The sequence below is a fragment of the Pelistega sp. MC2 genome, from assembly GCF_900099475.1.
GTDB classification, from domain to species: domain Bacteria; phylum Pseudomonadota; class Gammaproteobacteria; order Burkholderiales; family Burkholderiaceae_B; genus Taylorella; species Taylorella indica.
In genome coordinates this window covers 699,703-726,685 of the sequence record NZ_LT628275.1, presented here as the reverse complement: position 1 = coordinate 726,685, position 26,983 = coordinate 699,703, and the positions used below count along the sequence as shown (strand labels likewise).

Here is a 26,983-nt window from a genome sequence, read left to right as displayed (position 1 = left end):
CTTTATTTCTTATTTTTCAAAAAATAGAATTTAAGTTTTTAGTTTTTTAATTCAACTTGTTTGTAATGCAATATAGCATTACAATATAATTATTGTATTTAAAACTAAAAAGGAGCATATGATGGCAACTCTTAGTATTCGACTTGATGATAAGTTAAAGCAGTCAGCATATCAAGCATTAGAACATTTAAAGATTAGCCCTACCGAAGCCGTGCGTCTTTATTTTCAATACATTGCGGATAATAAGCGTTTACCTATTCAGCAAACAGTCATTTCAGATGATGAGGCTGAGCTATTACAAATAGTTCGTTATCGTTTAGCGAATCCTGAAAAAGCAATTGAGGTAACGTTGGATGACTTATAACCTCTGATTATCCACAGATTTTGTGGATAACTACTCCTAAAACATGACTAAGCCTTTATTTCTTATGAATTTTTAATGATTGCTTAGTATCTATACAACTTCATTTTTAAGAAGTCCATATCTACCTTAGCATGAGATTTAGCTTTATTACTTTCTTAGACCACTTTTCTACCTACTATGCAATAGTATAGATTCTCTCTTTTTCTATAGAGTATAAGTCTTTAACGTAGTTTTCCATATATTCCCAGTCGGGGGTATTGTTGGCGGTTATGGGTAAAAATAGCGATAATTCTGGCAATACCGTGCTTGAAAGTTGGTCATTATAAGCAAAATAACTCATTTGCTTTTTAATAACACTAATCAAAAATAAGGCAATATTGTGGTTTAACTCTGTGTCTTTTAACTTTAAGCAATGAACTTTCATATCAAGGCTGGCTTGATATGGGTGGTAAAAAATCGTTCCAAGAAAAGAGACAGAGATAAAATTTTCATATACTCGGTAATTATCTGATTGGATATTTTTGTAATATCCAACAATTCCGTTATTAAGATTGGTAACGGTAATTCTTGGTACATCACCATCGGTTAAATCTTTGCGTGCAATCAACGCACCTGTTGGCACTTGTCGTTTATTTTTAAAAGACTCAGTTATAAACAACTCACCAATGGCAAACACGCCCCATTTCGCTATATTAACCCTTTTTTCTGTTGCTTGTTCTACATAGCTTGCAACAGCAGAGATACCCTCTCTCTCTCTCGAATATAAGGCTTTGACGTAGTTTTCCATATATTCCCAGTCGGGTTCATCGCTTGCGGTAATGGGTAGTTTTATCTTTTCTTGCCTAATTGAATTAGAACTCCCCATATCGTTATATTCATAAAGTTTGCTTAAAGTTTTTCTTAAAATCACACTTATAAATATGCCGTTTTTTTCATTCATATTATCGTTATATAACAAAATAATTGAACTACCACCACCACCACGGCCAAGAAAATCTACCGCTTGATAAAAACAACTTCCATCAACAGGGCTAATGGTTATACAATTTCCTTTATCCAAAACTTCATCAGCCAATGGCGTTACAAATTTATCAATGCCGTTATTAAAATTGCCTGATGATACAAATGGTACAGAACCATCTTCATATTGTTTAATACTTCTGCTTTCAGGGCGTTTAATCTCAAACAATTCGCCAATAACAAACTCTTTCCAACCCGAAATATCTAATTTATTCATTACTATCCCTTTGTAGATTTAATACCAACTTATCGTTTTCAATCTCGGATTGATACAACACTTTATTAAGCAGGTTGTCGTTAAAAGTTTTCACATCTACACCGTCTTCAAACAGGATATAGTCCAAAATCACTTTTTTAAAATCTTCTTCAAAAATTTCAAATGCTTGCTGTGGTTTTTGATACGACAAACATTCGTTTGGGTCTAGCCATTGGTGCGTTTGGTATTTTGCATCGGTTTTGGTCAATACCACTTCAAGCCAATAGCGTTCAATCTCGCCCCAACGGTTTTTAATATCGTGCCGTCCTTGATTTTTCACACGCTCCAAGCCGTCATCTTCCATATAGCAAGCGAAGATTTTGCGGTTATTTTGGGGTTTGCCTGTTTCAAAGATAAAAATACTGGTAGTAACCCCTGCATCAAATAGGTTTTCAGGCAGCTTAATAATGCTTTCTAGCGTGTGTTTTTTCAGCAGTCCGCCCATTTTGTCTTTTTCTAGCTTTTTATCAGGCAGGATAAAGGCACATTTTGTCCCATTTGGCACATTATTGAGTACATTTTCTACAATTTGCTTACAGCCGTATTTGCGTTCATACGGAGGGTTCATCAGCACTTTGCTGATATTTTTGGCTTTTATCCATTCGCAGGCTGCTTTTTCTCGTGCGTCTAGCTGTTCTAGGTTGGTTTTGCCGTCTTTGTGAATCAGCATATTGGCACAGGCAAGGGCGAAAATTTCTCGGTCAAATTCAATGCCAAAAAGCTGATTTTTCTTGATATTTTCGGCTTCTTGGGTATTGATACCGCCCACTTCTTTGATCATATTCGCCATTGCCTTGACAAGAAAACCGCCACTTCCGCAGGTCGCATCAAGCACTCTGTCATTATGGCTAACACCGATTAAATCGTACATAAACGAGGTAATATGTTCAGGGGTAAAGACTTGTCCGCTTTCAGATTTTTTCTTATAGCGGTTAAATTCGTTAAAGAAAATCCCCATGACATCTTCGCCATTCCAGTTATCTGAATTAACGGAATGGGAAATATCAATCACGCAATCAATAAAGGTATTGATGTCGTCTTGATTTTCTACGATATTCATTTTGATTTCGCTATACACTTCAAGCAAAATCCCAATTTTAAGATTTTGTTGTTTATGCTCTTCTAATGATTTGGCAAGCGTGTTGTAAATTTTGTTTTGGAATGGTGCATAGCCGTTGTTTTTAATCGCTTCCAAATTACCGCCAAAGCGTTCAACCACTAATGCCGAAGCCGTAAAAATCATACGATGATACAGATTTTTAATACCAAATTTGAAATGTAGTAAATCATTGATTTTTTTAGTTAGTGCATAGATTCTGTTTTTATCTATGTGATTGTCTTTGAATAGATCTATATAGTATTGCTTGTTTTGTAAGGTTTTGGCAGTCGCAATCAGGGTTTTGTTTTTATATACCGCCACATCATTGCCATTGTAGAGAATACCAATGTTTTTTTTGTATTTAGTGCTAATAATATCGATATTTTTAAATAATTCATCAATAAATACTTGTTTACCAATATCCTTATCTTCGGCCTTTGTTTCAAGAATAATAGCAACATCATTGACATTATCGGACAAATACCAGCCGTCTGGTTTATCGCTAATGCCTTTAAAGCCTAGCTGATTAAAGGTGGTAATTTGTCCTGCCCCTTGTTTGATACCTTTTTCTTTTTTGTTAAAACCCAAAATGGTTTTGGCATCATCTCGTACTTCGTCTTCTGTTCTAAAATGGATCACATCAACCCCCAATAACTTGCAGGGTTAATAGCGATAGCATTACACTGTCTGTCTGTCTGTCTGTCTGTCTGTCTGTCTGTAAAAGCATGTGTTTTCCTTAAGCCTAAGTCAAGAGTTAATTTCAAAAATCAACTATTTAAAATGTAACAATGAGAGTACTTTAATTAAAAAGGTCATCTGGTATAGCCGTTCCGTGCTTTTTCCAAATTTCTAATGTGTTGATAAAGTATTGCTTATCTTTTACTATAGTTTTTAATTGGTAGAGTTCTTTAATAAACTCTTCCTCATTTTTAATTTTAATATCTGCTACTTTATTCAGCAAATAATAATCAGAATTCATTTCTTGGTATGTGTCATAAGCAAAATAAACTAAATGATATCATCTATATCTGCATCACCAGCCCACGGTGGCGGTACATAGTTGCTCTTTTTACGCTCTGTAGCTGCTTGAGGGTTGGCTTGTTGATGTTTGCTAGTTGATTCTAGTCCTGCTTGACGAGGTTGTGTTTGAGATTTTTCAATTTTCGTATTAGTAAAATGCTTCTTACAAAATACAGTGATTGATTTTAATGAGACATTTACTTTATGGATACTTAAAAACTCTTGAATCTGCTTATAAGTCATTCCAGCCTCTCTTAATTCGGAAATTTCAGCCTTCCACGGAGTGAGTTTACCCTTATGGGATGTTTTTGATTTTGCTTGTTCTATAAATTCTTTTACGTTCATTTGTTCACCAATTTTATACCAATAAATAACCTAAAAAATAAATTTTCTATAACCTATAAATAACCTTTATTATGAACTATTTGTTAACTATTTTATAACATATAAACCAATAACATAACCATAATATACTATTTATAACCTATGTATAACTTATAAATAACCTTTTTAATAATCTAAATTTACCTAAAAAATATCACCACATTTATAAAAACCTATTGCCAACTCATTATCCTTCTTTTCAGACAATGGTTACTTTCTAAAATTTACCAGTATTTACCAATTTTATACCAATAAATAACCTAAAAAATAACAATTTCTATAACCTATAAATAACCTTTATTATGAACTATTTGTTAACTATTTTATAACATATAAACCAATAACATAACCATAATATACTATTTATAACCTATTTATAACTTATAAATAACCTTTTTAATAATCTAAATTTACCTAAAATTGATGAAACAACCCTCAAAAACAAAAAATACGAAGCAAAAACGGTAAAATCAGGGAGAAAAAGCCTAAAAATAGCTAGATGCAGGATAGGCTGTCGCCGTTAAAAGTGGACGCTTTTACGATCGCCAGCCACCTGTTTTTGCAAGCAAAAAAGAAATTCTGCTATCGCAGAAACGCCCTTTGGGCTATTTTTATTCCAGCATAACTGGAAACGCTATCGCTATTCCAAAGTTGTACAATATGTTGTACAATTAAATTTTAGGAGAAAATTATGCGAGCCATTACTTATAGCCAAGCTAGACAACACCTTGCTGATCAAATGCAAACTGTAGTGGATAATCACGAAAGCGTACTCATTACCCGTACTAATGGTGATAATTGTGTTCTCATGTCAGAGGCACTATTTAATTCATTAGAAGAGACGGCATACCTTTTGCGATCTCCAGCAAATGTAAAACATTTACTAGACTCTATTAAAGAATTACAACAAGGGCGTACTGTAGTATTTAAGGAGTTAGAGGATTGAAAACCCTTTTTACTTCCTCGGCATGGGATGACTATATTAATTGGCAAGAGACTGATAAACAGACATTAAAGCGAATTAATAAACTTATCAAAGAAATCCATCGTACCCCTTTTGAAGGTATTGGGAAGCCAGAGCCACTTAAATTTAATCTTTCAGGCTTATGGTCAAGAAGAATTACAGAAGAGCATCGTTTAGTATATGAGATTAAAGACGATACCCTTTTTATTATTTCTTGTCGCTATCATTATTAATAGACATAAAAAAAGCCAGCCCCTTTCGGAGCTGGCTCTTATTGTTTGATGAGATAATATTAAAAATCTATCGAAAAATCTTTATCTATATATTGATTTACCATTTCAGTAGCCATCTGATTTAACTTTAATGAAACTATTTCAACATCCATTACGTGACTTAATAAAGGATCATTTTTAATATCTTCTGCATATCGAATCACTAGGTTAGCTATATCCTCAGAATACTTTTCTAATCTCACAGCTTGTTCATAGGTAAAATAATCAGTGTAATTTTTAGCTAAAAAATGTAAATCAAATAAATCTCTACCCTTACTTCTTATGTTTTCACCATCAAATCCTGCTAATTATCAATAAGCTTGGTTATAGTAAACATAGAAATATTATTTTTAATTTGAATATCAGTTCTTTTTGGAGGATTTCTATATGAAATTTCTAGTTTTAACGAATCCTTATGATTCAGAGATGGAACATGATAATAAATAATATATCTACTAACAGTATCCGTATCTTTTTTTAGATTTATGTTTTGAATAGAAATATCCAAACTGTTAGCATTTTTTATTCTATTAATCAGATTTATTTTCTTTGGAGAATCAAAATCCAAATCTTCTGAAAATCTATTTAGATTGTAACCTAAATAAAGAGCAGTCCCTCGGTAATCACCCCATTTTTAATAGCAGTTGGCAGTAGAATTATTTAATGTATGTTGATGTAATTTTTGCCTCGGTGTGATGCCACCTAATGCCATGTTGGGGCGTTCGTTATTGTAAGTCCAGAGCCAAGCAGTCGCTCCGTGCTGAACTTCTTCTAAACTCTCGAAGAGATTCTGGGTTAACCAGTCATAACGTACCGTCCGATTATAGCGCTCGACATACGCGTTTTGTTGTGGATTACCGGGCTGAGTGTGAATCAACGTGATATGCCGCTTAGCTGCCCACTCTAGGAGTGTTTTACTAATGTATTCCGGCCCATTATCACACCGTAAGCACGCAGGCTTGCCTCGCCACTCGATGATTTGATCCAGCACTCTCGTGACTCGCTCTGCAGGCAAAGAGAAGTCCACCTCTATGCCCAAACCCTCACGGTTAAAGTCATCAATCACGTTAAAGAGACGCAAGCAGCGACCGTCAGCCAGTTGGTCATGCATAAAGTCCATTGACCATACTTGGTTGATCGCAGTGGTTGCACCGAGCGCCTCAGGACGCTCACGTATAATTCGTTTCTTAGGTTTGATATGCAAGTTTAACTCGAGCTCGCGGTAGATTCGATAGACTCGTTTGTGGTTCCATTTAAAGCCCTTAATATTACGTAAATACAGGAAACATAGGCCAAAGCCCCAGTTACGTTGAGCGGTGGTTAATCGAATCAACCAGTCAGCAATGACCTCATTCTCACCGGCTTGTCTAGGCTGGTAGTAATAGCAGCTTTGGCTGATGCTAAATACCTCGCATGCCACTCGTATACTCGCTCTAAATTGCGTGACCGCGCGTTGCGCCATCTCTTTGCGTCGAGATGGCGTTACCACTTTTTTTCAATCGCCTCGCGAGCAATCTCAGCCTTTAGACGTTCTTCGGCATACATCTTTTTAAGGCGCTGATTCTCCGCTTCAAGCTCTTTAAGGCGAGACATCATGGAGGCATCCATGCCACCGTATTTAGCACGCCACTTGTAGAAAGTAGCGCTGCTCATGCCATGCTCTCGGCAGAGCTCTGGCACTGGTGTACCAACTTCGGCTTGTTTAAGAATGGCCATGATTTGGCTGTCGGTATATCGTGATCTTTTCATTGAATTTCCTTTATAAGAAATTCTACTTCTAATTGCTATGGTTTTGTGGGAGGATTACCCCTCTTACTCTGCCGAAGAACTGATTTATTTAGGCTTTAAATATTCTCCTAGCGCTCAACTTATCACTAGCAATCGTTTTATTATTGAATATAATTTGGCATTTGCTGAGCTTTTCGGATATGACTTAAATGAATTAAAGGGGCAGTCCATTTTACGACTATATCCTACCAACTTAGACTTCCAAAAAAAGGGGGAAGTATGGGGAAAGGCATTACAAAAAAATCCTGTTTACCAAGACGAACGCTTTATGTTGCATAAAGACCAGACTGTTTTTTGGGTCAACTTTACTGGTCGAACATTAAATCAAGAGAATCCTTTTGAATTGGTGAGCTGGACAGTTACAAAAATTTCTCATAACAAAGCAAAAATTCTTACTAAGAGAGAACAAGAGATTGCTTCTTATATGGCTAATGGCTTAACAAGCAAAAAAATAGCTAATGAGCTCGGACTTTCTCCTCGCACTGTAGAAATCCACCGGAGTAAAGTCATGAAAAAATTAGATGCTAAAAATATTCAGGAATTAGTTTCTAAATTTATTCAAACCTCATAGTAAATACAGGAAAAATTACTATAAAACCGATTATTTCCTTTGATACACAAGCTCGCTTCCAGCTTAGTTCAGAAAACTATTTTAACTGAGTTAAAATAAATAGTTCATTAACTATAAATGCACTACAAACACTATCTTTACTACACTTTCGCTGAGTGTATTGTCCCAATTAACCCTCATTAAAAATGGACACCCTAATATAAACTAACCTCATATATTAGGGTGTTCTTATCGCAACCTTCTTACTATTATCATCAGTAGGTATATAAATAAGATATTTAAAATTTCCTTTCTTTTTCAGAATAGAGTTACTTATCCGCTATACCCAAACACATTAGACGACTGCTTCGCTGTTTCTACCCAGACGCTTTTGACTTGACTATAAGCTCTTAATGCTTCAATTCCAGATGATCGACCATAGCCACTTTCACCATATCCCCCAAAAGGCGAACTCACATGAATAGTTTTATAGCCATTAATCCAAAATGTGCCTGCGTTTATTTTTTGTGCAATTCTATGTGCTCTTGCTACATTATTTGTCCACACAGCACCAGCTAATCCATACTTGCTATCATTAGCTAATGCTATCGCTTCTTCTTCTGTTTCAAAAGGAATCGCCACAACCACAGGACCAAAAATTTCTTCTTGTGCACATTTCATTTGATTATGCCCAAGTAATACAGTTGGATTCACGATATAACCAGTATTTTGAGGAAGCGGATTAGCATTTTCAGGAGGAACGGTCGCCCCATCTGAAAGTGCCTTTTCAATCATTTTTTTGACATGTTGGTATTGTTTTTCATTATGTATTGGAGCAATCTGGGTAGTTGCTTCAATCGGATTACCCACGATAAATTTCTTAGTTGCCCTTGCTAAATCATTAGTAAACCTTTCGTAAATACTTTTTTGAATAAGTACACGTGAGCCCGATACACAGCTTTGCCCAGTTCCACTGAAAATAGCGCTCTGAGCCCCTTTCAACGCTGCATCATAATCACAATCATCAAAAACAATATTTGCTGATTTTCCCCCCAATTCTAAAATTGAAGGAACGCCTTTCTGTGCAGCAGCAATAGAAATTTTTTTACCCGTCGCTGGAGAACCAACAAAAACGACTTTTTGTATATCACATTCATTAATAATTGCTTGACCAATAGTATGTCCGTAGCCTGCAACAACATTAATCAATCCTCGAGGTATCCTAGCTTGTTCAGAAAGAAATGCTATTAATAATGAAGTAATCGGTGTTAGTTCTGAAGGTTTCAAAATTACACTATTACCTGCCGTAATGGCTGGAGCAATCTGCCAACCCGCCGTAAAAATAGGAGCATTCCAAGGAGTAATTTGAAATACAACGCCTAATGGCTCTAATAATGTGTAATTTAAATGTGTTGTGGGTACAGCAATGACATCACCATGTAATTTATCTGTCCAACCAGCATAATACTCGAACATTTCCGCTACTTTTAATACCTCCACTTTTGCATCACCTAAGGCTTTATTGCTACTAAGTGACTCAATTTCCGCTAACTCAGGAATCCATGAGCGGATAATAGCGCCTAATTTAAAAATCCTACGTCCTCTCTCTGCTGCCGTTAATGATCGCCATTCTGACTGGGCAAGCTTTGTACATTTATTCAAAACAGAAATAATATTTGTATTCGCATCTGAATAAGCAAAAATCTCTTGTTTATCAAATGATGACTTAACCGAAATACGTTCCTGTCCTCCTACTACCCATTCCCCATTAATATAACTAGCAATTTGTTCAAAACTAGGAGCAATTTTTTGAATTAATTCACGCAATTCAACTTTCATTTTTTGTCCTTATTCATCATTGAATTTAAAGTCACTATCTTATTAAAATCTTGTCTATCCTCAAGATAATTCTTACTCAACTCCCATTGACTAACGGCCGCATTGCTTACAGGCAAATCCAAATTTAACTGTGTCAGTAAGTCTTTTGCCAATTGAACATCTTTACGCATTAACCCCATTGTAAAACCTGAATCAAAAGCATTATTTAAAATCCATTTTTCATAATTGACTTGTGACACAGCACTACGACCAGATCCTTTATTAACCCCAAGAATGAGTTTTTCTGGTTTAATGCCTGCTTTTTCTGCCATATGCACTGCTTCAGACATTGTCAATAAATGCATCGCTACTAATAAATTATTTGCTATTTTGACAATATTACCTGCTCCTACCTCTCCCACAAGAATTTGTTCTGCACTCATCAATTTCAACAAAGGCAACACTGCATTAAAATTAGCATCACTGGCACCAATAAACATAGTCATTGTTCCACTACTTGCCCCTAGAGGCCCCCCTGTGACAGGAGCATCAATAAAAGCAATGCTTTTTTCTTCGGCTTGCCGTGAAATTTTTTGACTAACTTCCGCCGTAGATGTACTTGTATCAATAATATAAATTTTGCCTCTCGCAAGGCTAAGAATACCCTCTGCCCCCAAACATACTGTCTCAACATCACCTGCTTTTGGTAAGGATAAAATTAGATAATCATTTTGATTGACTATTTCATCCAATGATGTTGCTATCTGAATCCCTTTTTCTTTAGCTCTTTGCTGTGCTGTAACTGAAACATCCAACCCCATAACCTCAACTTGTTTGGATTGTAAGTGACTAGCCATACCCAGCCCCATATTACCTAAACCAATAACACCAACCTTCATTTTTATTCCTTAATAAAGACAATTACAAAAAAGTTTAAAAAAATAATTGTTGTTATTCAAGCACATGAATTATAATTATTGTTGCCTATTAAGCAACAAATTAGCATGGACGATCTAAGATGTTAAATAATCAACGATTAAGGTATTTTTATAAAACTGTACAATATCAAGGCATTCGCGCTGCCGCTGAGGCACTAAACATTGCCCCCTCAGTCATTAGCAGACAAATTGCACTACTAGAAAAGGAACTAGATATACCTCTTTTAGAACGGGGAATGCGTGGTGCTGTACCTACTGAGGCTGGGGAAAAAGTAGTTACTTTTTATATGAAACAGCAAGAAGCTGAAAACACCTTAAAAGATGATATTTTTTTATTAAAAGGAATGCACACTGGAAAAATTATTCTAGCAACTGGTGTGGGTTACTTACCTATTGTCGAGAAAGTAATCACCTCCTTTTCAAAACAATTCCCCGGGATACATATTAAACTTACCACTGCTAATAGTAACGAGATTATCTCTAAAGTAGCCGACAATAAAGCCCATATAGGCATTATTTTTAATCCACCTTCACATCCTAGCATTAGAGTGCATAAAGAATTTACCCATCCCTTAAAATTATTTTGTAATCGTCAAAGCCCTCTGGTAAATAGTTCTATGGTACCAATTTCATTCAAAGAGCTTATTAATGAACGAGTAGCTCTACCGGATCATGCACACGGTATCCGTCAGATTATTCAACGAGCTGAACAAGAAGAAGAAATTTATTTCCAACCCAGTTTAATATGTAATCATCTCCAATTATTAAAGCAATATACCTTAACTGGAGGTATTACTTTTCTTCCTGCCTTTATGTTAACAGACGAGGATAAGGCACTAATTGATGCACTAGAACTTCAACAATCTTTTTTGAATCAAACAAAAACACAAATAATAAGTCGCAGGGGAAGAAACCTTACACCTGCGACCCAATTACTACTTAAAGAAATTATTAAAGTAATGCCTGAGCAATAATAGCAGAACCTACAAATGTACCTACAAACGTCAATAATGCGACGATAGCAATTTTAAAACCAGCTGCTTTAAACAATCTAATTTCCATTTTAGAAATAGCCAAACCAGCATATGCAAGTACAGGCGTAATCATTGGTAATAGCCCTATCTTTGAGGTATAAGCAATTACTTCTTGACTAAATGGAAATTGTGGAATGGAAAAAATAATAGCCACAATAGAAATCCAAGCCACCGCAGGAACACCAATTTTGACATATTGATAGATAACATAGCCAAGGACGCTACATAACCAGAAAATAGCCATACCAGGTAAACCGTCAATAAAAGAAACCCCTGTACTAACCCAATTAACAATTAATGCAACCACACTGACCATAACTAATGCCATAATTGTCTGAATAGACGAAAATGACACTTCTTTTTCTTCTGTATATTCACTTCCATTAGATGAGGTAAGATCAGCTAACTCTTGATTTGCAGCGCTTGATTCAGAGCCACGAAGTTTTTTCAAAATACGGTAAAAAAATTCTGTAAAAGGTAGCGCAATAAAAGCACTCACAAATAAACCAGTAGCATAAGTTAACAGATTAGATGAAGCAGCAAAAGCAACAATTTCATCTTTTAATGTAGGCAATGTTTCACTCAATGCGGCTGAACAAGCACCCATCATACTACCGCTACCAACACCACAAGCCATGGCTAAAGCACGGTAATCAAAAATATCCCAAGAAGCCAATAAGGCAGCCATAATAGAGAAAAAAATTGTACCAAATAAAGTTCCCATTACGTAAACGCCCATCACACCGACACCTTCAGAACTTTTTAACCCAAACTTATCAGCAACTAAGGCAATATTAGGTTCACGAGCAATAGAGTGTGTAGCACCAATAGCTTCACGCCCCATTTTAAATATTAATACAGCAACAGGAAGCGCAAATAATGCCGTTGCAACATTACCAATCTCTTGTAAGAGTAAAGCAGGTCCCGCTGCAATTAATTTATCCATATTTGGGCCTATCCCTACGCCAAACTTTGCAATAAACGGCATAATGCCTATCAGAACCCATTGACTAGCTGTAGCACTACTATGTTCTCCTAAATGCTGACCTATAGATGGAATAATATTTTCATTAAAAAACAGCGCTAAAATAAAGGCATATAAAAGGGGTAAAAACAAAATTACCCCTATGCCCGTTTTGATTTGCTGAATACCAATTAACTCAGCAATTACAGATATTAAAATTACGACAAAATGAATTTTCCAATTTGTTAATACGCTAGTTTGCATATCAGCCTCCCTTATTTATTTTTCTCAATACTAAGAAATTTTAAAAAATTATAAAAAAACTCCTATATCTCTCACAATACTTAACGAAATGTTTTTTGTTGCTTATTAAGCAACAAAAAAATATAAAACTTAGTCTATTTAATCTATAACATAATAATAAATTACTTCTCACACATGCTATACATTAACCATTTTGAATTTTTCAATAATAAACTCATACTTAAACTTTTAACTATTTTTTCCTAAAAATGATAAACTAAACACATTATTTACATATCTAAACATGTTTTATACATATAATCCATATGATTAATGTTGATGATTTTATTAAACAAAATAATCCTAACCGTTCTGTACTAGCTCGTTTTCATGACGATATTGCTAAGCTGCGTGCGGCAAAGATGTCTTATCAAAAAATTCAGGAATATTTAGAGCTTAATGGCGTAAAGACTCACATGAATAATGTGCGTGGGTATTGCCAACGTCATATTGAAAACAAAGTAGATAACAACGCAATATCCTCTACTGACAAGCTATCTACTCTTGCGAAGCCTAAGAAAAACGTATCATCTACATCAAAATCAGCAAAGTCTTCGAAAACATCCTCTGCTAAAACATCATCTCGTAATGCTACGGCTAAAAGGCCAGCGGCTAAAAAAATAGCCAAAAAACCAGCTATTAAAAAGTCACCTAATAAGAGAACAGATATTAAAAAACTTGAACAAGACAAGCAGACTTCATTGTTTTAAATGAAATCTGCATTTGTTTTAAGCCATAACAAAATAGTTTTGGGACTAAGAATAACGCTTAATAATATGAATCTTATTAAGACATTGGTTTTTGGGCTAGCATAGTGACAAATCTAAGCTGGATTGGATTACCATTAGCATCACGTGCATGCATTGAGCCAATTTCTTCTTTATAGTCAATCAACGTCCAACCAGCATAATAATTTTTTAACTCATTTTCTTTAAACGTAAACGAAAATGGCATATGGCAAGGGTAATCCGCTGTATCCATCGCTGATACGATCAAATTATAACCTCCCGGATTTGTACGCTCTTGCATATTTGCAATAATACTGGGGACTCGCTCTTTCATCAAAAACATAAAAACAACGGTAGCCACCATAAAATCGTAATTCTCACCTATAGCCGCTACGTTCATATCATATGTTTCTGTACGGATAGCTAAATCTTCTGCTTCAGCAATATCCTCAATGACTCGCATCCCACTAGGATTATAATCACTAGCAGTGACATCAAAGCCTTTTAACGCCAAAAACAAGGCATTGCGTCCTTGTCCACACCCTAAATCAATCGCCTTGCATGGTTTTACAGTGTCCATAGCGGCAACAACAGCAGAATGCGTGGCAGTCATACCATATTTTTGCTGAAAATAAGTCGCTGCATTATCCATCGTGTATTTCACCCCTTATCCATAGTGATCTAAATACCCACTATACTAGGCATAATTTTATGATGTGACAATAAAAGCATTATTAGTTTTACGCCTATATTATTCTTAATCAATCATTACTCGCTAAAAGAAAATAGTCAGATATGGTCTCAACAATCAACAAAGAAGCACTTTTAACGCACCAATGGTTATAGCGATGCATAATCATTTATTCTTTCTAGAAGACTAACCTTAAAAAAATTGCCTCGCAAACTTAAGAAATGGTTATAAATAACAAACCAAGAAAAATCAGACTACTCTTATCATTTTTACAACGTTTTTATAGAAAAAAGGATAAAGCATAAGATAATCCTTGCCTATTTTGCCAAAACATATCATAATTACACTCTTAACGCGCCCGTAGCTCAGTTGGATTAGAGTACTTGGCTACGAACCAAGGGGTCGTGGGTTCAAATCCTGCCGGGCGCGCCAGTTATTCATAATAATCTCCTTTATATGATGTTAAGAGCGCCCGTAGCTCAGTTGGATTAGAGTACTTGGCTACGAACCAAGGGGTCGTGGGTTCAAATCCTGCCGGGCGCGCCAAGATTAAACGGACTTAAGTTTTTGACTTAAGTCCGTTTTTCTTTCCCCTATTTCTTTTCATCCTCTTTTGGTGTCAATTCACTTTATTGCTTTACCATTTATTAATCAAAAAAGTCATCTTGCATCTGCTCCTTTTCTTCGATTTTCTTTCTATTTATTACCTTGTTCTTTTCACACCATCCTTGTTAGCTCTCCCCTACTTTTCCTTTCCTACTTTATTCCCTCATATACATGCTTAATATTACTTTGAGACGACTTTCAATTGCATTGTATTAAGTATGAACACTAATAGTTATTCTTACCTTACTGCGACTATAATTAGAAAATTAATAGTAATAAAACAAAAGGAGACATTTGAAATGACCCAACTAAGCTACGTACATGGGGCATCTGATAAACCTTTACTTGGTGAAACCTTAGGCCAAAATTTTGACACTGCTTCTGAACAATATAAAGATTTACTAGCACTTGTTTCTCGCCATCAAAATATTCGCTATACCTATGCTCAACTGCGCGAACAAGTCGATATTGTTGCTTGCAGTTTATTGCGTTTAGGTTTTAAAACAGGTGACCGTTTGGGTCTTTGGGCAACTAACTGTGCCGAATGGACAATTATTCAATATGCCTGCGCTAAGACTGGTATTATTCTTGTCAATATGAATCCGTCTTATCGTCGTACTGAGTTAGAGTACTCTCTTAATAAAGTGGGTTGTACTGGCTTAGTGATTATCTCAACCTTCAAAGATAGTGACTATGTCAAAATGGTTTATGATGTTGTACCAGAGCTCAAAACAGCTGAAATTGGCCGTCTCCGTGCGGATCATGCTCCAACGCTTCGCTATGTGATTAATATTAACGATGATAAAAATCCTGGCATTCTAAATTATTCTGCCCTCTTGCAAACACCTACCACAAAGGAACTAGCACAACTTCAACAGATTAATCAGCAATTGCAATTTGATGACCCTATCAATATCCAATTCACATCAGGTACTACTGGCAACCCTAAAGGCACTGTACTAACACATCACAATATTTTAAATAATGGTTACTTTATTGGTGAAACAATTAAATTAACACCTGATGATGCTGTTTCTATTGCCGTACCATTATTTCATTGCTTTGGCATGGTAATTGGTAATATTGCCTGCATTACTCATGGCTCTACAATGGTGTATCATGACCAAGTGTTTAATCCTTTAGAGAACCTCAAAGCAATTACAGAGGAGAAATGTACCGCTGCTTATGGTGTTCCAACAATGTTTATCAATATGTTGGAACATCCTGACTTTGCTAAATATGATATGAGTAGCCTTCGTACTGGCGTCATGGCTGGGACGATTTGTCCTATGGAAGTCATGAAAAAAGTGATTGATAAAATGAATATGTCAGAGGTCACTATTTGTTATGGTATGACGGAAACTTCACCTGTAAGTATGCAATCACATGTAGATGATCCTTTAGAAAAACGTGTAAGTACTGTTGGTCGTATCCATCCTCATGTAGAAGTCAAGATTATTGATGCAGATGGTCGCATTGTTCCTCGTGGCACACCTGGTGAATTATGTACTCGGGGTTATTCTGTAATGCAAGGCTATTGGCAAGATGCCGTAAAAACGGCTGAAGCAATTGACCAAGCTGGTTGGATGCATACTGGCGATTTGGCAACAATGGATGATGAAGGTTATTGTGCTATTGTAGGACGTATCAAAGATTTGGTAATCCGTGGTGGAGAAAATCTTTTCCCTCGCGAAATTGAAGATTTCCTCTATACCCATCCTGATATTCTTGAGGCTCAAGTCGTTGGTGTTCCAGACGAACGCTATGGTGAAGAGTTATGTGCTTGGATTAAACCACGTGATGGTAGTACATTATCTGAACAAGATATTCGTGATTTCTGCGACGGACAAATTTCTAGACAAAAAATTCCTCGCTATATCCGCATTGTAGAAGAATTCCCAATGACAGCAAGTGGTAAGATTCAGAAATTTAAAATCAGAGAAATGATGAAAGAAGAGCTTGGTAATTAAGTAAGACGTAATTCTCTACTCACTTTCAGTATCTCTTATAACATGCCCTCCAAAGAATTTATTTTCTTGGAGGGCATTCTATCAAGAATAATTCATAATAGACTTTATATGATAGCGACTACGTCTTCCCCTTTGGAGTGTTTGACGTGCAATCTTTCATCCTGAAAGCTTGCACGCCTAAATAAAACACTACAAAATCAAAATCCATTATGAATACCTCATAATGGATTTCTATTGATAGCAACTACTTCTTCCTCTTTGGTTTTTTTGACGTACAATCTTTCATCCTGAAAGATTGCACGCCTAANTTACGCCGGTTATAAAGCCCTCTTTGCCGATGAGCAAGTGATTGAGGGGGGATGTTGGGCGCATGCGCGTCGCAAATTCCACGATATTTACCAAGCCAACGGCAGCTCAGTGGCTGAACAGGCCTTACAACAAATCCAACGACTTTATCACTACGAGGCCGAGGCCAGGAACTTAAGTCCACCGGAGCGATTAGCCCATCGACAACGCCACATGGAGCCGGCACTTAAGCAATTAGAAAGGTGGTTGCGTAGTCAGTTTGAGCTGGTGCCGCCGAACTCGGCGATCGCCAAAGCCATTCGTTACAGCCTGAACAATTGGCTTGCCTTGACGCGCCTCTTGGAAGACGCTCAACTGCCGATGGATAATAATGCGGTAGAGAATTTGATACGTCCACTCGCGATTGGTCGCAAGAATTGGCTCTTTGTAGGTTCAGAGAAAGCGGGTCGACGTGCGGCTGCGGTGATGTCGTTAATTCAATCGGCTAAGCTCAATGGCCATGACCCTTATGCTTACCTTAAGGATGTGTTGGAACGATTGCCGACACAGAAAGCGAAGGACATTACTGAGCTTCTGCCTCATCGTTGGCAAGCGCCAAACGACACCAAGAATTAACACAATGCCCCGACAAAATCGGGGCATTGAACATTTAAAAACGGAAGTCAATCGGAGTTCACCGGACGCTTACCGCCTAAATAAAATCCTACAAAATCAAAATCCATTATGAATACCTCATAATGGATTTCTATTGATAGCAACTGCTTCTACCTCTTTAGTTTTTTGACGTACAATCTTTCATCCTGAAAGATTGCACGCCTAAATAAAATCCTACCTCTTTAGTTTTTTGACGTATTATCTTTCATCCTGAAAGATTGCACGCCTAAATAAAATCCTACAAAATCAAAATCCATTATGAATACCTCATAATGGATTTCTATTGATAGCAACTGCTTCTACCCCTTTAGTTTTTTGACGTACAATCTTTCATCCTGAAAGATTGCACGCCTAAATAAAATCCTACAAAATCAAAATCCATTATGAATACCTCATAATGGATTTCTATTGATAGCAACTGCTTCTACCCCTTTAGTTTTTTGACGTACAATCTTTCATCCTGAAAGATTGCACGCCTAAATAAAATCCTACCTCTTTAGTTTTTTGACGTATTATCTTTCATCCTGAAAGATAATACGCCTAAACACAACAAGAAAAATTACTCCACACTTAAAGCAGTTTTGTCTTGATAAGGTTTCATCAGCTCATCTGCTTTTTTCTGAGCTTCATTAGCCGCATCTTCAACTGATTTTTTCTCATCAGATACAACTTGAGCTAAGGCATTTTCCATTGCTTGACGAACAGGTACTGTTTCATACATCGCATACCATGGATGAGCATATTGCAATTGATCTAATGCTGTTTTTGCAGGTGGATAGCTAGCAATATATTCTTTCATTTCTGGTGTATCATATGATGCCTTACGAGGTGAGAAATATCCAGAGAAACGGCTCCAGCTACCATTCACTTCTGGGCTAACAAGATAGGTTAAAAACTTATAAGCCGCTTTTTTCTGTTCTTCACTAATGCCTTTAAAAGTAACAAGACTTGCACCACCGATAATCACTGCATTACGTACTTTTTTAGGTAAGAATGCTACATCAAAATCAACATCTTTAGCATTTTCTTTCATGAATCCTAGAGAGCCTGTACTTAATAATACAATACCCACTTTATTTGATAAGAAGCCAGCTGTGATTTGTTTTGAGTTTAAAACACCTGAAGGCATTACTTTATGTTTAAACACTAAGTCTTTATAAAATTGTAAAGCACCTTTTGCTGTAGGCGAATTATAGTAAACCTCTCCAGCATAGTCAGGGTTATTAAATTGACCACCATTTGCATGCACTAATGCCGATAAAATCCAACCACCATAGTCATTATTAGTAGATGGCATCATGATACCCCACTGACCTTTTTCTGTATTTGTTAATTTTTTAGCGGCATCTACTAACTCTGCCCATGTTTTCGGTGCCTCCTTAATGCCAGCTTCTTGGAATAATTTTTTGTTGTAATACATAATTGGCGTTGAGTTATGGAATGGAATCGCATAAGTCACACCATTATATTGAGCATTTTTATGCATTGGTTGCCAGAAATTTTTCTCTAGAAAATCATTAGCTGATACTTTATCTTCGCTATATTTAAACAGTTCATCCATAGGAGAAATCATATCGTTAATAGCTAAATCAACAGTATAGTTAGCTGACATGATAACTAACGCAGGAGCCTGACCAGCACGCACTGCCGCCTCAGCTTTCATTTTAGTTGTATCATAATCACCTGTAAAAATTCCTCTTACTTCCACGTCTTGTTGAGACTCATTAAAATGTTTAATCACTTTTGTCATCTCTTGTGTAAATTTACCCTCAACTGGAGAAGGAAACATAAAATCAATGGTTTGCTTTTCAGCAAATGCATTAAAAGATGCGGCCGCTAAGCTAATGCCTAAAACAGTCTTAATGTTAAACACTTGATTACTCCTTAGAAAGATTCTGTTGTGTTTTTGGTGAGAAAAAATGTAAATAGCTTGGTTCAAAATACAGAACGATTTCAGTATTCATGTTGGGAATATTCCCCAGATTAGGGATTCGGCATTGAAGAACACCATAATCGGTTTGTACTTTTAATAAATAATCAGAGCCATAAAGCTCTTTCTGAATTAACCTACCGGAGAGACTTAAGGCCTGTTCTGATAAGCTTGTGTTACTGATATATAAATGCTCAGGTCTAATTCCCAACAAGACATTATGTTCATCATAATCACGGCATGGTAGTGCTATTTTTTGTTCTTCAAGAAGCACATACTGCTGACCATCAACAGGTACATCAATAATATTCATTGTTGGATTGCCAATAAACGTTGCCACAAAAAGATTATCAGGATGCTGATAAAGTTGGGCAGGAGTCCCAATTTGTTGAAGCTTACCTTGATTAAGTACTACGATACGATCTGCCATTGTCATTGCCTCGACTTGATCGTGGGTAACATAAATTGTCGTTGTTCTTAATTTCCTGTGCAAATCCATCACACCATCACGGACTTCAACTCGTAATTTGGCATCCAAATTCGATAATGGCTCATCCATTAAAAATAAAGATGGATTTCTAATAATGGCTCTCGCCATCGCCACACGTTGACGTTGCCCCCCTGACAGTTCTTTGGGTTTACGTTTAAGTAAGGCATTAAGTTGCAATAAATTTGCTACCTCTGCTAATCTACTCGCAAACTGGCTTTTATCTTCCCCTCGAATTTTCATGCCAAATAGAATATTTTGCTCTACGCTCATATGTGGAAATAAAGCATAATTCTGAAAAATTAAGGCAAAATTTCTTTTACCCGCAGGGACATGATTAATACGTTCGCCATTTAACAGAATATCTCCCTCACTAGGCTCTTCTAGCCCAGATAAGATTCTTAATAAGGTACTTTTTCCACAACCAGAAGGACCAACGAGGACTAAAAACTCACCCTTTTCGATGGATAAATCAACTCGTTCCAGAACTTTTGTACTACCAAAATTTTTTTGTATATTGACTAAATCTACTCTCGACATATCCCAACCTTATTTAAAACAACTAATTTGTGGGTTATATAAATAAGAAGGTGATTTGGTCTGTAAATGCACACAATAAGAAACCAAGCCTACATTATCCATATGACGATGCATTAATATAGGTCCAGCTTCTTCTGAATATCTATCAGTTTTATCGGTATAACTATAAGGAACCTGATGAGTAGTCCCTGATACTGAGGCAATAATCGCTTGCTTGTATTGCGCAAACATGACACGATGCACATGTCCACAAAAAATTCGTGTGAAATGCGTGTATTTATCAACAAGTTTAAGAAGCTCAGCGCCATTACGACAGCCTATCTCATCCATTTGAATATTACCGAAGGCAATCGGAGGATGATGAAGAAAAACATAGCTCTCTTTCTCATTTTTTGCCAATTCTTGGTCTAACCATTGCAAGGTTTCTGCGCTCAACTCACCATATGATGCGCCAGGCACAACGCTGTCAATGAAATAAAGTCTCGCCTGTGGGAAATCCACAGAGTAGTGCATTTTGCTAGGGTCATCACCTAAAAGAGGACAAATGTCTTTAAACGCCTCTAAAAAGTATTCTTTATGATCATGATTACCTGGCACAATATAAACTGGCGCATTCAAAAAACCTAAAATGCGTTTTGCTACGATATATTCTTCTTGCATTCCACAATTGACAATATCACCTGTAATCACAATAGCATCTGGTTGTTCTTCTAATGCATTCAGATGGGCAATCACATTGGCATTTTTTTGATTTACATCAATAAAGTCATATAATTTTTGCCCTTGTGGACGAAAATGTAAATCAGAAATATGAGCTAATAACATAATTATTTAACCTTAAACTATTTAATACCTGAAAAGCCAAAACTTTTAAGGAAATGTTTTTGAAAGAAAATAAACATAATGAGAAGTGGCAAACAAATCATAATGGTTCCTGCACTAATAACTCCCCACTGTCCTCCTGACTCTGCCCCGGCTGCAAATGACACAAGACCAACAGTAAGTACCTGCTTGCTTGGATCACTTAATGTCATTAAGGGCCATAAATACTCATTCCAATGGTAAGTAATACTAAATGTCGCAAACGACAATAAGGTCGGCTTAACCATGGGAATTAACACGTGATAAAGCGTCTGATACCATGCACATCCTTCCATGATGGCAGCATCTTCTAATTCTTTTGGGATAGATAAAAAGGCTTGTCGCATTAAGAACACGCCAAATGCTGAAGCAAAATAAGGCAACATAGTTCCTAATAACGAATTCAGTAAACCAAAATCACTTAAGGTCATCATGTTAGGTATCATCAATACCACGGGCACAATCATTAATTGCAACAACAGCAAATAAAACAGAAAAGTCTTGCCTTTAAATTGATGGTAGGCGAATACATACCCTGCTGTGGTAATGGTTAGCATTTGTACAAAGAAAGTACCAAATGCAAAAATAATGGTATTTTTATAGAGATTAATCCAATCTGTACTTTCCCATGCATCTATAAAGTGTTGAAAACTTAACGGAAAACTGGGTACTAATGATGCCATTTCAGGCCCAAACGTTGTGGCACTAACAGACGCTGAAAACATCCAAATTAAAGGAGTACACCACAATAATGCCGCTACAAGTAATAATAGACTTAAGGTAACCCCTGTTCCTTTTCTAGTATTCATAGTGTGTCCCCTTTTCTAGCACTCTAAGATTAATAACTGAGAAAATAAACAGTGCAATGAGCGATACAAATGTTGCTGCCGATGCTTTACCTAAGTCATGTGAATTAAGTGCCAAATCCTGAATATAGTGTAAAAGAACGGAGGTAGAATGATTAGGACCACCATTAGTCATAACGACTACATGATCAATTTGTGTGACACCATAGATAATGGCGGTAATCAAAACAAAATTAATCGTCGGTCTTAATAAAGGTAAGGTAACTTTAAAAAAGATTTGGTACTTGTTTGCCCCTTCCATAACAGCCGCTTCTCTCACATAATCAGGAATAGTTTGTAACCCTGCTAAGAAAAACAGCATATAGTAACCTGCGAACTTCCAGACACCCACAAACGCTAGCGCATATATTGCCGTATCACTAAAACCCAAAAAATTATTGTTCATATTGCCAAAAATTTTTGACAAGTAATAATCTAATAACCCTAAATTAGGCGTAAAGATAAAAATCCAGACTGTAGCAGCACTCACTAAAGGTAGTAAGGTTGGCATAAAAAATATTGAGCGCAGAAAACGATTAATACGTTTATTCTCATTTAAGGCGACAGCCAGCAATAAAGCTAAGACGACACTTGGAATAACCGTCAATAAGATATAAACAATATTGTTAAGTAACGCTTGCCAGAAAATATCATCTGCAAATAAACGCTCAAAATTTTTTAAGCCAACAAATGGTTTTGATTGATCCGTTGTATAGCGGAAATCATAAAAGCTATCTCTTAGGGATCGAAATAGCGGGAAATAGGTAAACAGTGCCAAAAAAACAAACGTTGGCAATAAGATTAAGTAACTTTTTCTCATTGATGCTTCTCTAGTAAAACCAGATTATTCTAGCGATTCATCATGACAAGAAAATTACAAATTGAGTAAAAATATAAGCTAATAGCTTTTATCCAAGCGATTCTTAAATTTAAACTTAAAATAAATTAATTTAATTGTTGTAAAAAATACATAGTACTTTCACTACCACCTTTTACACTTAATTTTTTCTTTTTAGTCAATAACGCAAGCCATTCTTATCTCACTAAAAATCCAATATATTGAGCGACGTTAAATAGCTCATGACTTTTTTCTTTTTAACGATTTATTTTGAAATGTTCAATTCATAAAGAGACACTCTTATAATAGAATACCTATCAGTTTATTAATAATAGTTAGACTTTTTTGCGTAGTTTCTACCATGACACAACAATCCTCTTCTCATATCGGCATTCATTTACGTTTAATTGGTATGGCAATTTTATGGGGGACGTCATGGGCATGGGGACGAGTTGTTGCTCAGCATATGCCTCCTATCACTGGCTCTACATATAGATTTATTATTGCCAGTCTTTCATTGTTAATTTGGCTATACAGCGTTGATCGTTTTAAATCTATCAGAGATTTAACAGCTAAACAGTGGTTAGGATTAATAGGCACAGGTGCTACGGGCATCTTTGCCTATTCCTTGTTTTTTATGACTGCCCTACAGTGGCTTCCCGCAGGGAAAGCCTCAGCAGTCATCGCACTTAATCCTGCATTTACGTTGCTATTAGCTGCATGGCTTTTTAAAGAAAAGCTTAATCTGCAAATTCTTCTCGGTATAGGATTAGCGATTTTTGGCTCTCTCTATGCCATCTCGCAAGGCAACCCTTTAAAATTTCTGTCTGGTAATGTTGGCTTAGGCGAATATTTATTATTAGGTTGCGTCCTTAGTTGGGTCAGCTATACACTCATTGGCAGGGCTGTGATTGGAGGTATTCCTGCCTTAACAGCAACAACAGTAGGTACTTGTGTAGGAGCTATTTTATTATTTATAACTAGTATTTTTGTCGATGGCGCTGAGGGTTGGCAACGCGCTATCCATGCACCTTTTGTTGCACACTTTTCTGCTATCGGTATGGCATTAGGGGCAACTACGCTAGCATTTTCTTGGTTTTTTAATGGGGTAAAAACCTTAGGTGCTGGTAATGCCGCCGCTTATATTGCCCTCGTTCCTGTCTTTGGTATTTTAATTTCTGCTTTATGGCTAGGTGAACCTTTACATTCATCTTTAATCATTGGTGTACCACTCGCCATTACAGGGATGATGATTATGAACAAGGGACAAAAGAAATAAATCGCTGATGGACTCGTTTAGATATTATTTACCATTTGGAACGGATTCCGTAGTGATAAATAATAATACAGCACCATCTTTGCAACAGTAATCAGTAGTTATTATTTAAGACGTCGCTTTTTTTAGAAATTCTGATTTAAGTTGTAATTTACCGCATTCCACATTGTGATCACCAGTTACCAACCGGATATTTTTATATTTTGTACCTTTCTTAAGTATTTCAGATGAACCCTTGAGTTTAAGGTCTTTAATTAAAATCACTGAATCACCATTAACCAATAAATTACCATTGCTATCTTTGACCACTATTTGCTCATCTGCGAGATCATCATTAGCCTGTTCAGACCATTCATGTCCGCAATCAGGACAGATAAATTGTATGGTGTCGTGATAGGTATTTTCGCTTTGGCATACTGGACAATTAGGTAAATTTTGCATATAAATAATCTCTTGATGAAATTTAAATAAAGAATTGTTGTAGTCTATTGTGCAATTTTCTTATTATCACTCAGTATTACTTTCCCTTTTCGTACATAAATAATCCATTGTTCATGCTCCAATTTCACCTCACGATCATAGCCTAACTGATGTACTTCTCTTAATTGCTTTAACCATTGCTGTAAGCGTTTATCCGTTGGCATTTGTAAACCAAGCAATGCCAACCAATAACGCAATACATTGCTCTGCCGATAAGGTGGCAATTCACGCCAAGCTTTTAAACAAAAACTGTGTTGATCTTCACTCACGGATAAATGTTGGAAATCTAGCACTGCCATATCATCCATAATAGCTTGTGCTTCATCCATTAAGCGTGCATGACGTGCTAAGTTTTGTTTCCAACTCGGCCAATATTGATTTAACGCCGGGCTTAATGTTACCCGTAAAGCACCTCGTTTATACTGCGTATCATAATTACTTTCATCTTGTACCGCTTGCCACCCCGTCTGTGCCGCAAACTCTTCTGCTAAATCTAAAATTAGCTGACGCTCACACCCCAACCAAGGACGATGAAATACCAAACCATCTTTTTTAGATATAGATGACATACCTCGCATACCCTTAATACCACTGCCCCGCAATAAGCGTAGTAATAAAGTCTCAGCCTGATCATCCAGATGATGTGCCAATAAAAAATGGCTTATCTGATGTGCTTTTGCATAGTCAGCAAACGCTTGATAACGTGCTTCACGTGCCGCACCTTCAATACCTAAACCACTTTTTTTATCAACTGTGACATAACTAACACTAAATGGGATAGCTAAATGTTCACAGAGCTGCTGACACTGCTCTACCCATTTATCTGCATTACTCATTAATCCATGATGGATATGCAAGGCATATAAACGAATATCATAATCCTTCGCTAATTGACTAGCACATACAGTTAGCATGGCTGAATCAGCACCACCACTAAATCCTATTACCAGAGATTGATGGCGCAAAGTAGCAAATAATTCAGCCAGCGGTTTATACAAACGGCTGGCTTTATCATTTGACCAAAATGTATTAATCTTTTTCAACGATTCGACCATAAGCCATTAGGCGTTCTAAACGACGATCGATTAATTCTTGAGTAGAAAGACCTTCTAACTGGCGAACAGCTTCACTAAGAGCTCGTTTTAACGACTTACTCATTGTGATAGCATCACGATGAGCACCACCAATAGGCTCTGTAACAACCTTATCAATAAGACCTAGCTCTAATAACCGTGGCGCAGTAATTGCTAACGCTTCTGCCGCAATTGGGGCTTTTTCAGCACTTCGCCATAAAATTGACGCACACCCTTCTGGAGAAATCACTGCATAAGTAGAGTATTGCAACATTTGCACGACATCCCCTACTGCAATCGCTAAAGCACCACCAGAACCACCTTCACCAATAATAGTCGCAATAATAGGTACTTTAAGCTCTGCCATTGCATAAAGATTATGACCAATGGCTTCTGATTGACCTCGTTCCTCCGCACCAATACCTGGATAAGCACCCGGTGTATCGACAAACGTAAATACTGGCAACCCAAATTTTTCAGCTAAACGCATTAAGCGTAAGGCTTTACGATAACCTTCTGGCTTAGGCATACCAAAATTACGCTTTGCACGCTCCTTAGTATCACGTCCTTTTTGGTGACCAATAACCATACATGCTTCACCATTAAAACGTGCTAACCCACCAATAATAGATAAGTCATCAGCATACATACGATCACCATGTAACTCGTGAAAGTCAGTAAAAATTTCTTTTACATAATCCATGGTATAAGGACGCTGTGGATGACGAGCAACCAAAGCTGTTTGCCAAGGTGTTAATTTTTCATAAATGGTTTTTGTTTGTGCTTGGCTTTTTTGCTGAAGGCGACTAATCTCCTCTGAAATATCTACAGCTGAGTCAGAAGACACATTACGCAATTGTTCTATTTTTTGTTCTAATTCTTCGATGGACTTTTCAAATTCTAGAAATGTATTTTTCATATGGG

The 26,983-nt window shown here is 36.6% G+C and carries 27 protein-coding genes, 2 tRNA genes and 1 pseudogene; 11 read left to right on the top strand and 19 right to left on the bottom strand.

Going from position 1 to position 26,983, the window contains the following annotated elements; all coding sequences use genetic code 11:
• Positions 1 to 118 precede the first annotated feature (118 nt).
• A complete protein-coding gene (locus BQ4443_RS08960; protein ID WP_256330966.1) occupies positions 119 to 364 on the top strand; it encodes a type II toxin-antitoxin system RelB/DinJ family antitoxin in 246 nt (81 codons plus the stop codon).
• A 175-nt stretch (positions 365 to 539) separates the two neighbouring features.
• Here the strand turns inward: BQ4443_RS08960 and BQ4443_RS08955 are convergent, their stop codons facing one another.
• The 4 genes from BQ4443_RS08955 to BQ4443_RS08940 form a co-directional block, all read right to left on the bottom strand.
• Positions 540 to 1,601, bottom strand: a complete 1,062-nt coding sequence (locus BQ4443_RS08955; RefSeq protein WP_071058602.1) for a restriction endonuclease subunit S — start codon at positions 1,599 to 1,601, stop codon at positions 540 to 542.
• The gene (locus BQ4443_RS08950; protein WP_071058601.1) at positions 1,594 to 3,378 is read right to left on the bottom strand and encodes an HsdM family class I SAM-dependent methyltransferase; all 1,785 of its coding nucleotides are present in this window, start codon (positions 3,376 to 3,378) and stop codon (positions 1,594 to 1,596) included. Before BQ4443_RS08950 ends, BQ4443_RS08955 begins: the two co-directional genes overlap by 8 nt.
• 160 nt (positions 3,379 to 3,538) lie before the next feature.
• Positions 3,539 to 3,718, bottom strand: a complete 180-nt coding sequence (locus BQ4443_RS08945; RefSeq protein ID WP_071058600.1) for a hypothetical protein — start codon at positions 3,716 to 3,718, stop codon at positions 3,539 to 3,541.
• 29 nt (positions 3,719 to 3,747) lie between these two features.
• Entirely contained in the window at positions 3,748 to 4,104 is a 357-nt protein-coding gene (locus BQ4443_RS08940; RefSeq protein WP_023953419.1) for a hypothetical protein, read from the bottom strand.
• 730 nt (positions 4,105 to 4,834) lie between these two features.
• On the opposite strand from BQ4443_RS08940, the gene BQ4443_RS08935 reads away from it, so the two are divergent.
• Complete coding sequence (locus BQ4443_RS08935) at positions 4,835 to 5,089, top strand: type II toxin-antitoxin system prevent-host-death family antitoxin (RefSeq protein WP_023953422.1); 255 nt, start codon at positions 4,835 to 4,837, stop codon at positions 5,087 to 5,089.
• On the top strand, positions 5,086 to 5,340 hold the full coding sequence (locus BQ4443_RS08930) for a Txe/YoeB family addiction module toxin (protein WP_023953423.1): 255 nt from the start codon (positions 5,086 to 5,088) through the stop codon (positions 5,338 to 5,340). The genes BQ4443_RS08935 and BQ4443_RS08930 overlap by 4 nt, the downstream gene beginning before the upstream one ends.
• A gap of 59 nt (positions 5,341 to 5,399) precedes the next feature.
• Here the strand turns inward: BQ4443_RS08930 and BQ4443_RS08925 are convergent, their stop codons facing one another.
• The 3 genes and pseudogenes from BQ4443_RS08925 to BQ4443_RS08920 form a co-directional block, all read right to left on the bottom strand.
• On the bottom strand, positions 5,400 to 5,582 hold the full coding sequence (locus BQ4443_RS08925) for a hypothetical protein (RefSeq protein WP_023953425.1): 183 nt from the start codon (positions 5,580 to 5,582) through the stop codon (positions 5,400 to 5,402).
• A 101-nt stretch (positions 5,583 to 5,683) separates the two neighbouring features.
• Positions 5,684 to 5,983 (bottom strand): annotated as a pseudogene (locus BQ4443_RS12785) (nucleotidyl transferase AbiEii/AbiGii toxin family protein); the annotation flags it as partial.
• Positions 5,984 to 6,013: 30 nt separating this feature from the next.
• Positions 6,014 to 7,128 (bottom strand): IS3 family transposase gene (locus BQ4443_RS08920; RefSeq protein ID WP_143000581.1). Its coding sequence is split into 2 segments (ribosomal slippage): positions 6,014 to 6,876 and positions 6,876 to 7,128, totalling 1,116 coding nucleotides; the frame shifts between segments, so codons are not numbered across the junction.
• A gap of 37 nt (positions 7,129 to 7,165) precedes the next feature.
• On the opposite strand from BQ4443_RS08920, the gene BQ4443_RS08910 reads away from it, so the two are divergent.
• On the top strand, positions 7,166 to 7,738 hold the full coding sequence (locus BQ4443_RS08910; protein WP_023950569.1) for a PAS and helix-turn-helix domain-containing protein: 573 nt from the start codon (positions 7,166 to 7,168) through the stop codon (positions 7,736 to 7,738).
• Positions 7,739 to 8,050: 312 nt separating this feature from the next.
• Here BQ4443_RS08910 and BQ4443_RS08905 read toward each other — a convergent pair whose 3' ends face one another.
• Complete coding sequence (locus BQ4443_RS08905; RefSeq protein ID WP_023950567.1) at positions 8,051 to 9,556, bottom strand: aldehyde dehydrogenase family protein; 1,506 nt, start codon at positions 9,554 to 9,556, stop codon at positions 8,051 to 8,053.
• A complete protein-coding gene (locus tag BQ4443_RS08900; protein ID WP_023950565.1) occupies positions 9,553 to 10,434 on the bottom strand; it encodes an NAD(P)-dependent oxidoreductase in 882 nt (293 codons plus the stop codon). The genes BQ4443_RS08905 and BQ4443_RS08900 overlap by 4 nt, the downstream gene beginning before the upstream one ends.
• 119 nt (positions 10,435 to 10,553) lie before the next feature.
• Between BQ4443_RS08900 and BQ4443_RS08895 the strand changes: the two genes are divergently transcribed.
• Complete coding sequence (locus BQ4443_RS08895) at positions 10,554 to 11,447, top strand: LysR family transcriptional regulator (protein WP_023950563.1); 894 nt, start codon at positions 10,554 to 10,556, stop codon at positions 11,445 to 11,447.
• Here BQ4443_RS08895 and BQ4443_RS08890 read toward each other — a convergent pair.
• Positions 11,425 to 12,735: a DUF3100 domain-containing protein gene (locus BQ4443_RS08890; protein ID WP_071058597.1), complete on the bottom strand. Its 1,311-nt coding sequence runs from the start codon at positions 12,733 to 12,735 to the stop codon at positions 11,425 to 11,427. The two genes, BQ4443_RS08895 and BQ4443_RS08890, sit on opposite strands and share 23 nt — an antisense overlap.
• A 305-nt stretch (positions 12,736 to 13,040) precedes the next feature.
• Between BQ4443_RS08890 and BQ4443_RS08885 the strand changes: the two genes are divergently transcribed.
• Entirely contained in the window at positions 13,041 to 13,484 is a 444-nt protein-coding gene (locus BQ4443_RS08885) for a hypothetical protein (RefSeq protein WP_023949320.1), read from the top strand.
• A gap of 76 nt (positions 13,485 to 13,560) precedes the next feature.
• Here BQ4443_RS08885 and tehB read toward each other — a convergent pair whose 3' ends face one another.
• Entirely contained in the window at positions 13,561 to 14,166 is a 606-nt protein-coding gene (tehB, locus tag BQ4443_RS08880; protein ID WP_218118041.1) for a tellurite resistance methyltransferase TehB, read from the bottom strand.
• A gap of 381 nt (positions 14,167 to 14,547) precedes the next feature.
• Between tehB and BQ4443_RS08875 the strand changes: the two genes are divergently transcribed.
• The 4 genes from BQ4443_RS08875 (at position 14,548) to BQ4443_RS08860 (ending at position 17,690) form a co-directional block, all read left to right on the top strand.
• A tRNA-Arg gene (locus BQ4443_RS08875) sits at positions 14,548 to 14,625 on the top strand.
• Between the two features lie 36 nt (positions 14,626 to 14,661).
• A tRNA-Arg gene (locus BQ4443_RS08870) sits at positions 14,662 to 14,739 on the top strand.
• A gap of 359 nt (positions 14,740 to 15,098) precedes the next feature.
• The gene (locus BQ4443_RS08865) at positions 15,099 to 16,769 is read left to right on the top strand and encodes an AMP-binding protein (protein WP_023949603.1); all 1,671 of its coding nucleotides are present in this window, start codon (positions 15,099 to 15,101) and stop codon (positions 16,767 to 16,769) included.
• Positions 16,770 to 17,063: 294 nt separating this feature from the next.
• Positions 17,064 to 17,690 (top strand): IS66 family transposase, encoded by a 627-nt coding sequence (locus BQ4443_RS08860; protein ID WP_371128786.1) that lies wholly within the window; start codon positions 17,064 to 17,066, stop codon positions 17,688 to 17,690.
• 598 nt (positions 17,691 to 18,288) lie between these two features.
• On the opposite strand, the gene BQ4443_RS08855 is transcribed toward BQ4443_RS08860, so the two are convergent.
• From BQ4443_RS08855 to BQ4443_RS08835, 5 genes are read right to left on the bottom strand one after another with little or no spacing between them, the layout of a single operon-like run.
• Positions 18,289 to 19,602 carry an ABC transporter substrate-binding protein gene (locus BQ4443_RS08855; protein WP_023952028.1) on the bottom strand — a complete coding sequence of 438 codons (1,314 nt, stop codon included), beginning with the start codon at positions 19,600 to 19,602 and terminating at the stop codon, positions 18,289 to 18,291.
• Between the two features lie 4 nt (positions 19,603 to 19,606).
• Entirely contained in the window at positions 19,607 to 20,686 is a 1,080-nt protein-coding gene (locus BQ4443_RS08850; protein ID WP_023952026.1) for an ABC transporter ATP-binding protein, read from the bottom strand.
• Between the two features lie 9 nt (positions 20,687 to 20,695).
• Positions 20,696 to 21,511 carry a phosphodiesterase gene (locus BQ4443_RS08845; RefSeq protein ID WP_023952024.1) on the bottom strand — a complete coding sequence of 272 codons (816 nt, stop codon included), beginning with the start codon at positions 21,509 to 21,511 and terminating at the stop codon, positions 20,696 to 20,698.
• A 17-nt stretch (positions 21,512 to 21,528) separates the two neighbouring features.
• Positions 21,529 to 22,356 (bottom strand): carbohydrate ABC transporter permease, encoded by an 828-nt coding sequence (locus tag BQ4443_RS08840; protein WP_023952022.1) that lies wholly within the window; start codon positions 22,354 to 22,356, stop codon positions 21,529 to 21,531.
• The gene (locus BQ4443_RS08835) at positions 22,346 to 23,212 is read right to left on the bottom strand and encodes a carbohydrate ABC transporter permease (RefSeq protein ID WP_023952020.1); all 867 of its coding nucleotides are present in this window, start codon (positions 23,210 to 23,212) and stop codon (positions 22,346 to 22,348) included. Before BQ4443_RS08835 ends, BQ4443_RS08840 begins: the two co-directional genes overlap by 11 nt.
• A 379-nt stretch (positions 23,213 to 23,591) precedes the next feature.
• Here BQ4443_RS08835 and BQ4443_RS08830 point away from each other — a divergent pair, with 379 nt between their 5' ends.
• A complete protein-coding gene (locus BQ4443_RS08830) occupies positions 23,592 to 24,509 on the top strand; it encodes a DMT family transporter (protein WP_023952018.1) in 918 nt (305 codons plus the stop codon).
• A gap of 105 nt (positions 24,510 to 24,614) precedes the next feature.
• On the opposite strand, the gene BQ4443_RS08825 is transcribed toward BQ4443_RS08830, so the two are convergent.
• From BQ4443_RS08825 to BQ4443_RS08815, 3 genes are read right to left on the bottom strand one after another with little or no spacing between them, the layout of a single operon-like run.
• Positions 24,615 to 24,947 carry a zinc ribbon domain-containing protein YjdM gene (locus BQ4443_RS08825; RefSeq protein WP_023952016.1) on the bottom strand — a complete coding sequence of 111 codons (333 nt, stop codon included), beginning with the start codon at positions 24,945 to 24,947 and terminating at the stop codon, positions 24,615 to 24,617.
• 44 nt (positions 24,948 to 24,991) lie between these two features.
• Positions 24,992 to 26,041 (bottom strand): tRNA lysidine(34) synthetase TilS, encoded by a 1,050-nt coding sequence (tilS, locus tag BQ4443_RS08820; RefSeq protein ID WP_071058595.1) that lies wholly within the window; start codon positions 26,039 to 26,041, stop codon positions 24,992 to 24,994.
• Entirely contained in the window at positions 26,016 to 26,978 is a 963-nt protein-coding gene (locus BQ4443_RS08815; RefSeq protein ID WP_071058594.1) for an acetyl-CoA carboxylase carboxyltransferase subunit alpha, read from the bottom strand. Before BQ4443_RS08815 ends, tilS begins: the two co-directional genes overlap by 26 nt.
• Between the last annotated feature and the right edge of the window lie 5 nt (positions 26,979 to 26,983).

Excerpts from the sequence above, each read along its gene's own strand:
- BQ4443_RS08960 (WP_256330966.1), top strand. The coding sequence starts at position 119 with ATGATGGCAACTCTTAGTATTCGACTTGATGATAAGTTAAAGCAGTCA.
- BQ4443_RS08955 (WP_071058602.1), bottom strand. The coding sequence starts at position 1,601 with ATGAATAAATTAGATATTTCGGGTTGGAAAGAGTTTGTTATTGGCGAA.
- BQ4443_RS08945 (WP_071058600.1), bottom strand. The coding sequence starts at position 3,718 with ATGAATTCTGATTATTATTTGCTGAATAAAGTAGCAGATATTAAAATT.
- BQ4443_RS08940 (WP_023953419.1), bottom strand. The coding sequence starts at position 4,104 with ATGAACGTAAAAGAATTTATAGAACAAGCAAAATCAAAAACATCCCAT.
- BQ4443_RS08935 (WP_023953422.1), top strand. The coding sequence starts at position 4,835 with ATGCGAGCCATTACTTATAGCCAAGCTAGACAACACCTTGCTGATCAA.
- BQ4443_RS08910 (WP_023950569.1), top strand. The coding sequence starts at position 7,166 with ATGGTTTTGTGGGAGGATTACCCCTCTTACTCTGCCGAAGAACTGATT.
- BQ4443_RS08905 (WP_023950567.1), bottom strand. The coding sequence starts at position 9,556 with ATGAAAGTTGAATTGCGTGAATTAATTCAAAAAATTGCTCCTAGTTTT.
- BQ4443_RS08900 (WP_023950565.1), bottom strand. The coding sequence starts at position 10,434 with ATGAAGGTTGGTGTTATTGGTTTAGGTAATATGGGGCTGGGTATGGCT.
- BQ4443_RS08895 (WP_023950563.1), top strand. The coding sequence starts at position 10,554 with ATGTTAAATAATCAACGATTAAGGTATTTTTATAAAACTGTACAATAT.
- BQ4443_RS08890 (WP_071058597.1), bottom strand. The coding sequence starts at position 12,735 with ATGCAAACTAGCGTATTAACAAATTGGAAAATTCATTTTGTCGTAATT.
- BQ4443_RS08885 (WP_023949320.1), top strand. The coding sequence starts at position 13,041 with ATGATTAATGTTGATGATTTTATTAAACAAAATAATCCTAACCGTTCT.
- BQ4443_RS08865 (WP_023949603.1), top strand. The coding sequence starts at position 15,099 with ATGACCCAACTAAGCTACGTACATGGGGCATCTGATAAACCTTTACTT.
- BQ4443_RS08850 (WP_023952026.1), bottom strand. The coding sequence starts at position 20,686 with ATGTCGAGAGTAGATTTAGTCAATATACAAAAAAATTTTGGTAGTACA.
- BQ4443_RS08845 (WP_023952024.1), bottom strand. The coding sequence starts at position 21,511 with ATGTTATTAGCTCATATTTCTGATTTACATTTTCGTCCACAAGGGCAA.
- BQ4443_RS08840 (WP_023952022.1), bottom strand. The coding sequence starts at position 22,356 with ATGAATACTAGAAAAGGAACAGGGGTTACCTTAAGTCTATTATTACTT.
- BQ4443_RS08835 (WP_023952020.1), bottom strand. The coding sequence starts at position 23,212 with ATGAGAAAAAGTTACTTAATCTTATTGCCAACGTTTGTTTTTTTGGCA.
- BQ4443_RS08830 (WP_023952018.1), top strand. The coding sequence starts at position 23,592 with ATGACACAACAATCCTCTTCTCATATCGGCATTCATTTACGTTTAATT.
- BQ4443_RS08825 (WP_023952016.1), bottom strand. The coding sequence starts at position 24,947 with ATGCAAAATTTACCTAATTGTCCAGTATGCCAAAGCGAAAATACCTAT.
- tilS (WP_071058595.1), bottom strand. The coding sequence starts at position 26,041 with ATGGTCGAATCGTTGAAAAAGATTAATACATTTTGGTCAAATGATAAA.
- BQ4443_RS08815 (WP_071058594.1), bottom strand. The coding sequence starts at position 26,978 with ATGAAAAATACATTTCTAGAATTTGAAAAGTCCATCGAAGAATTAGAA.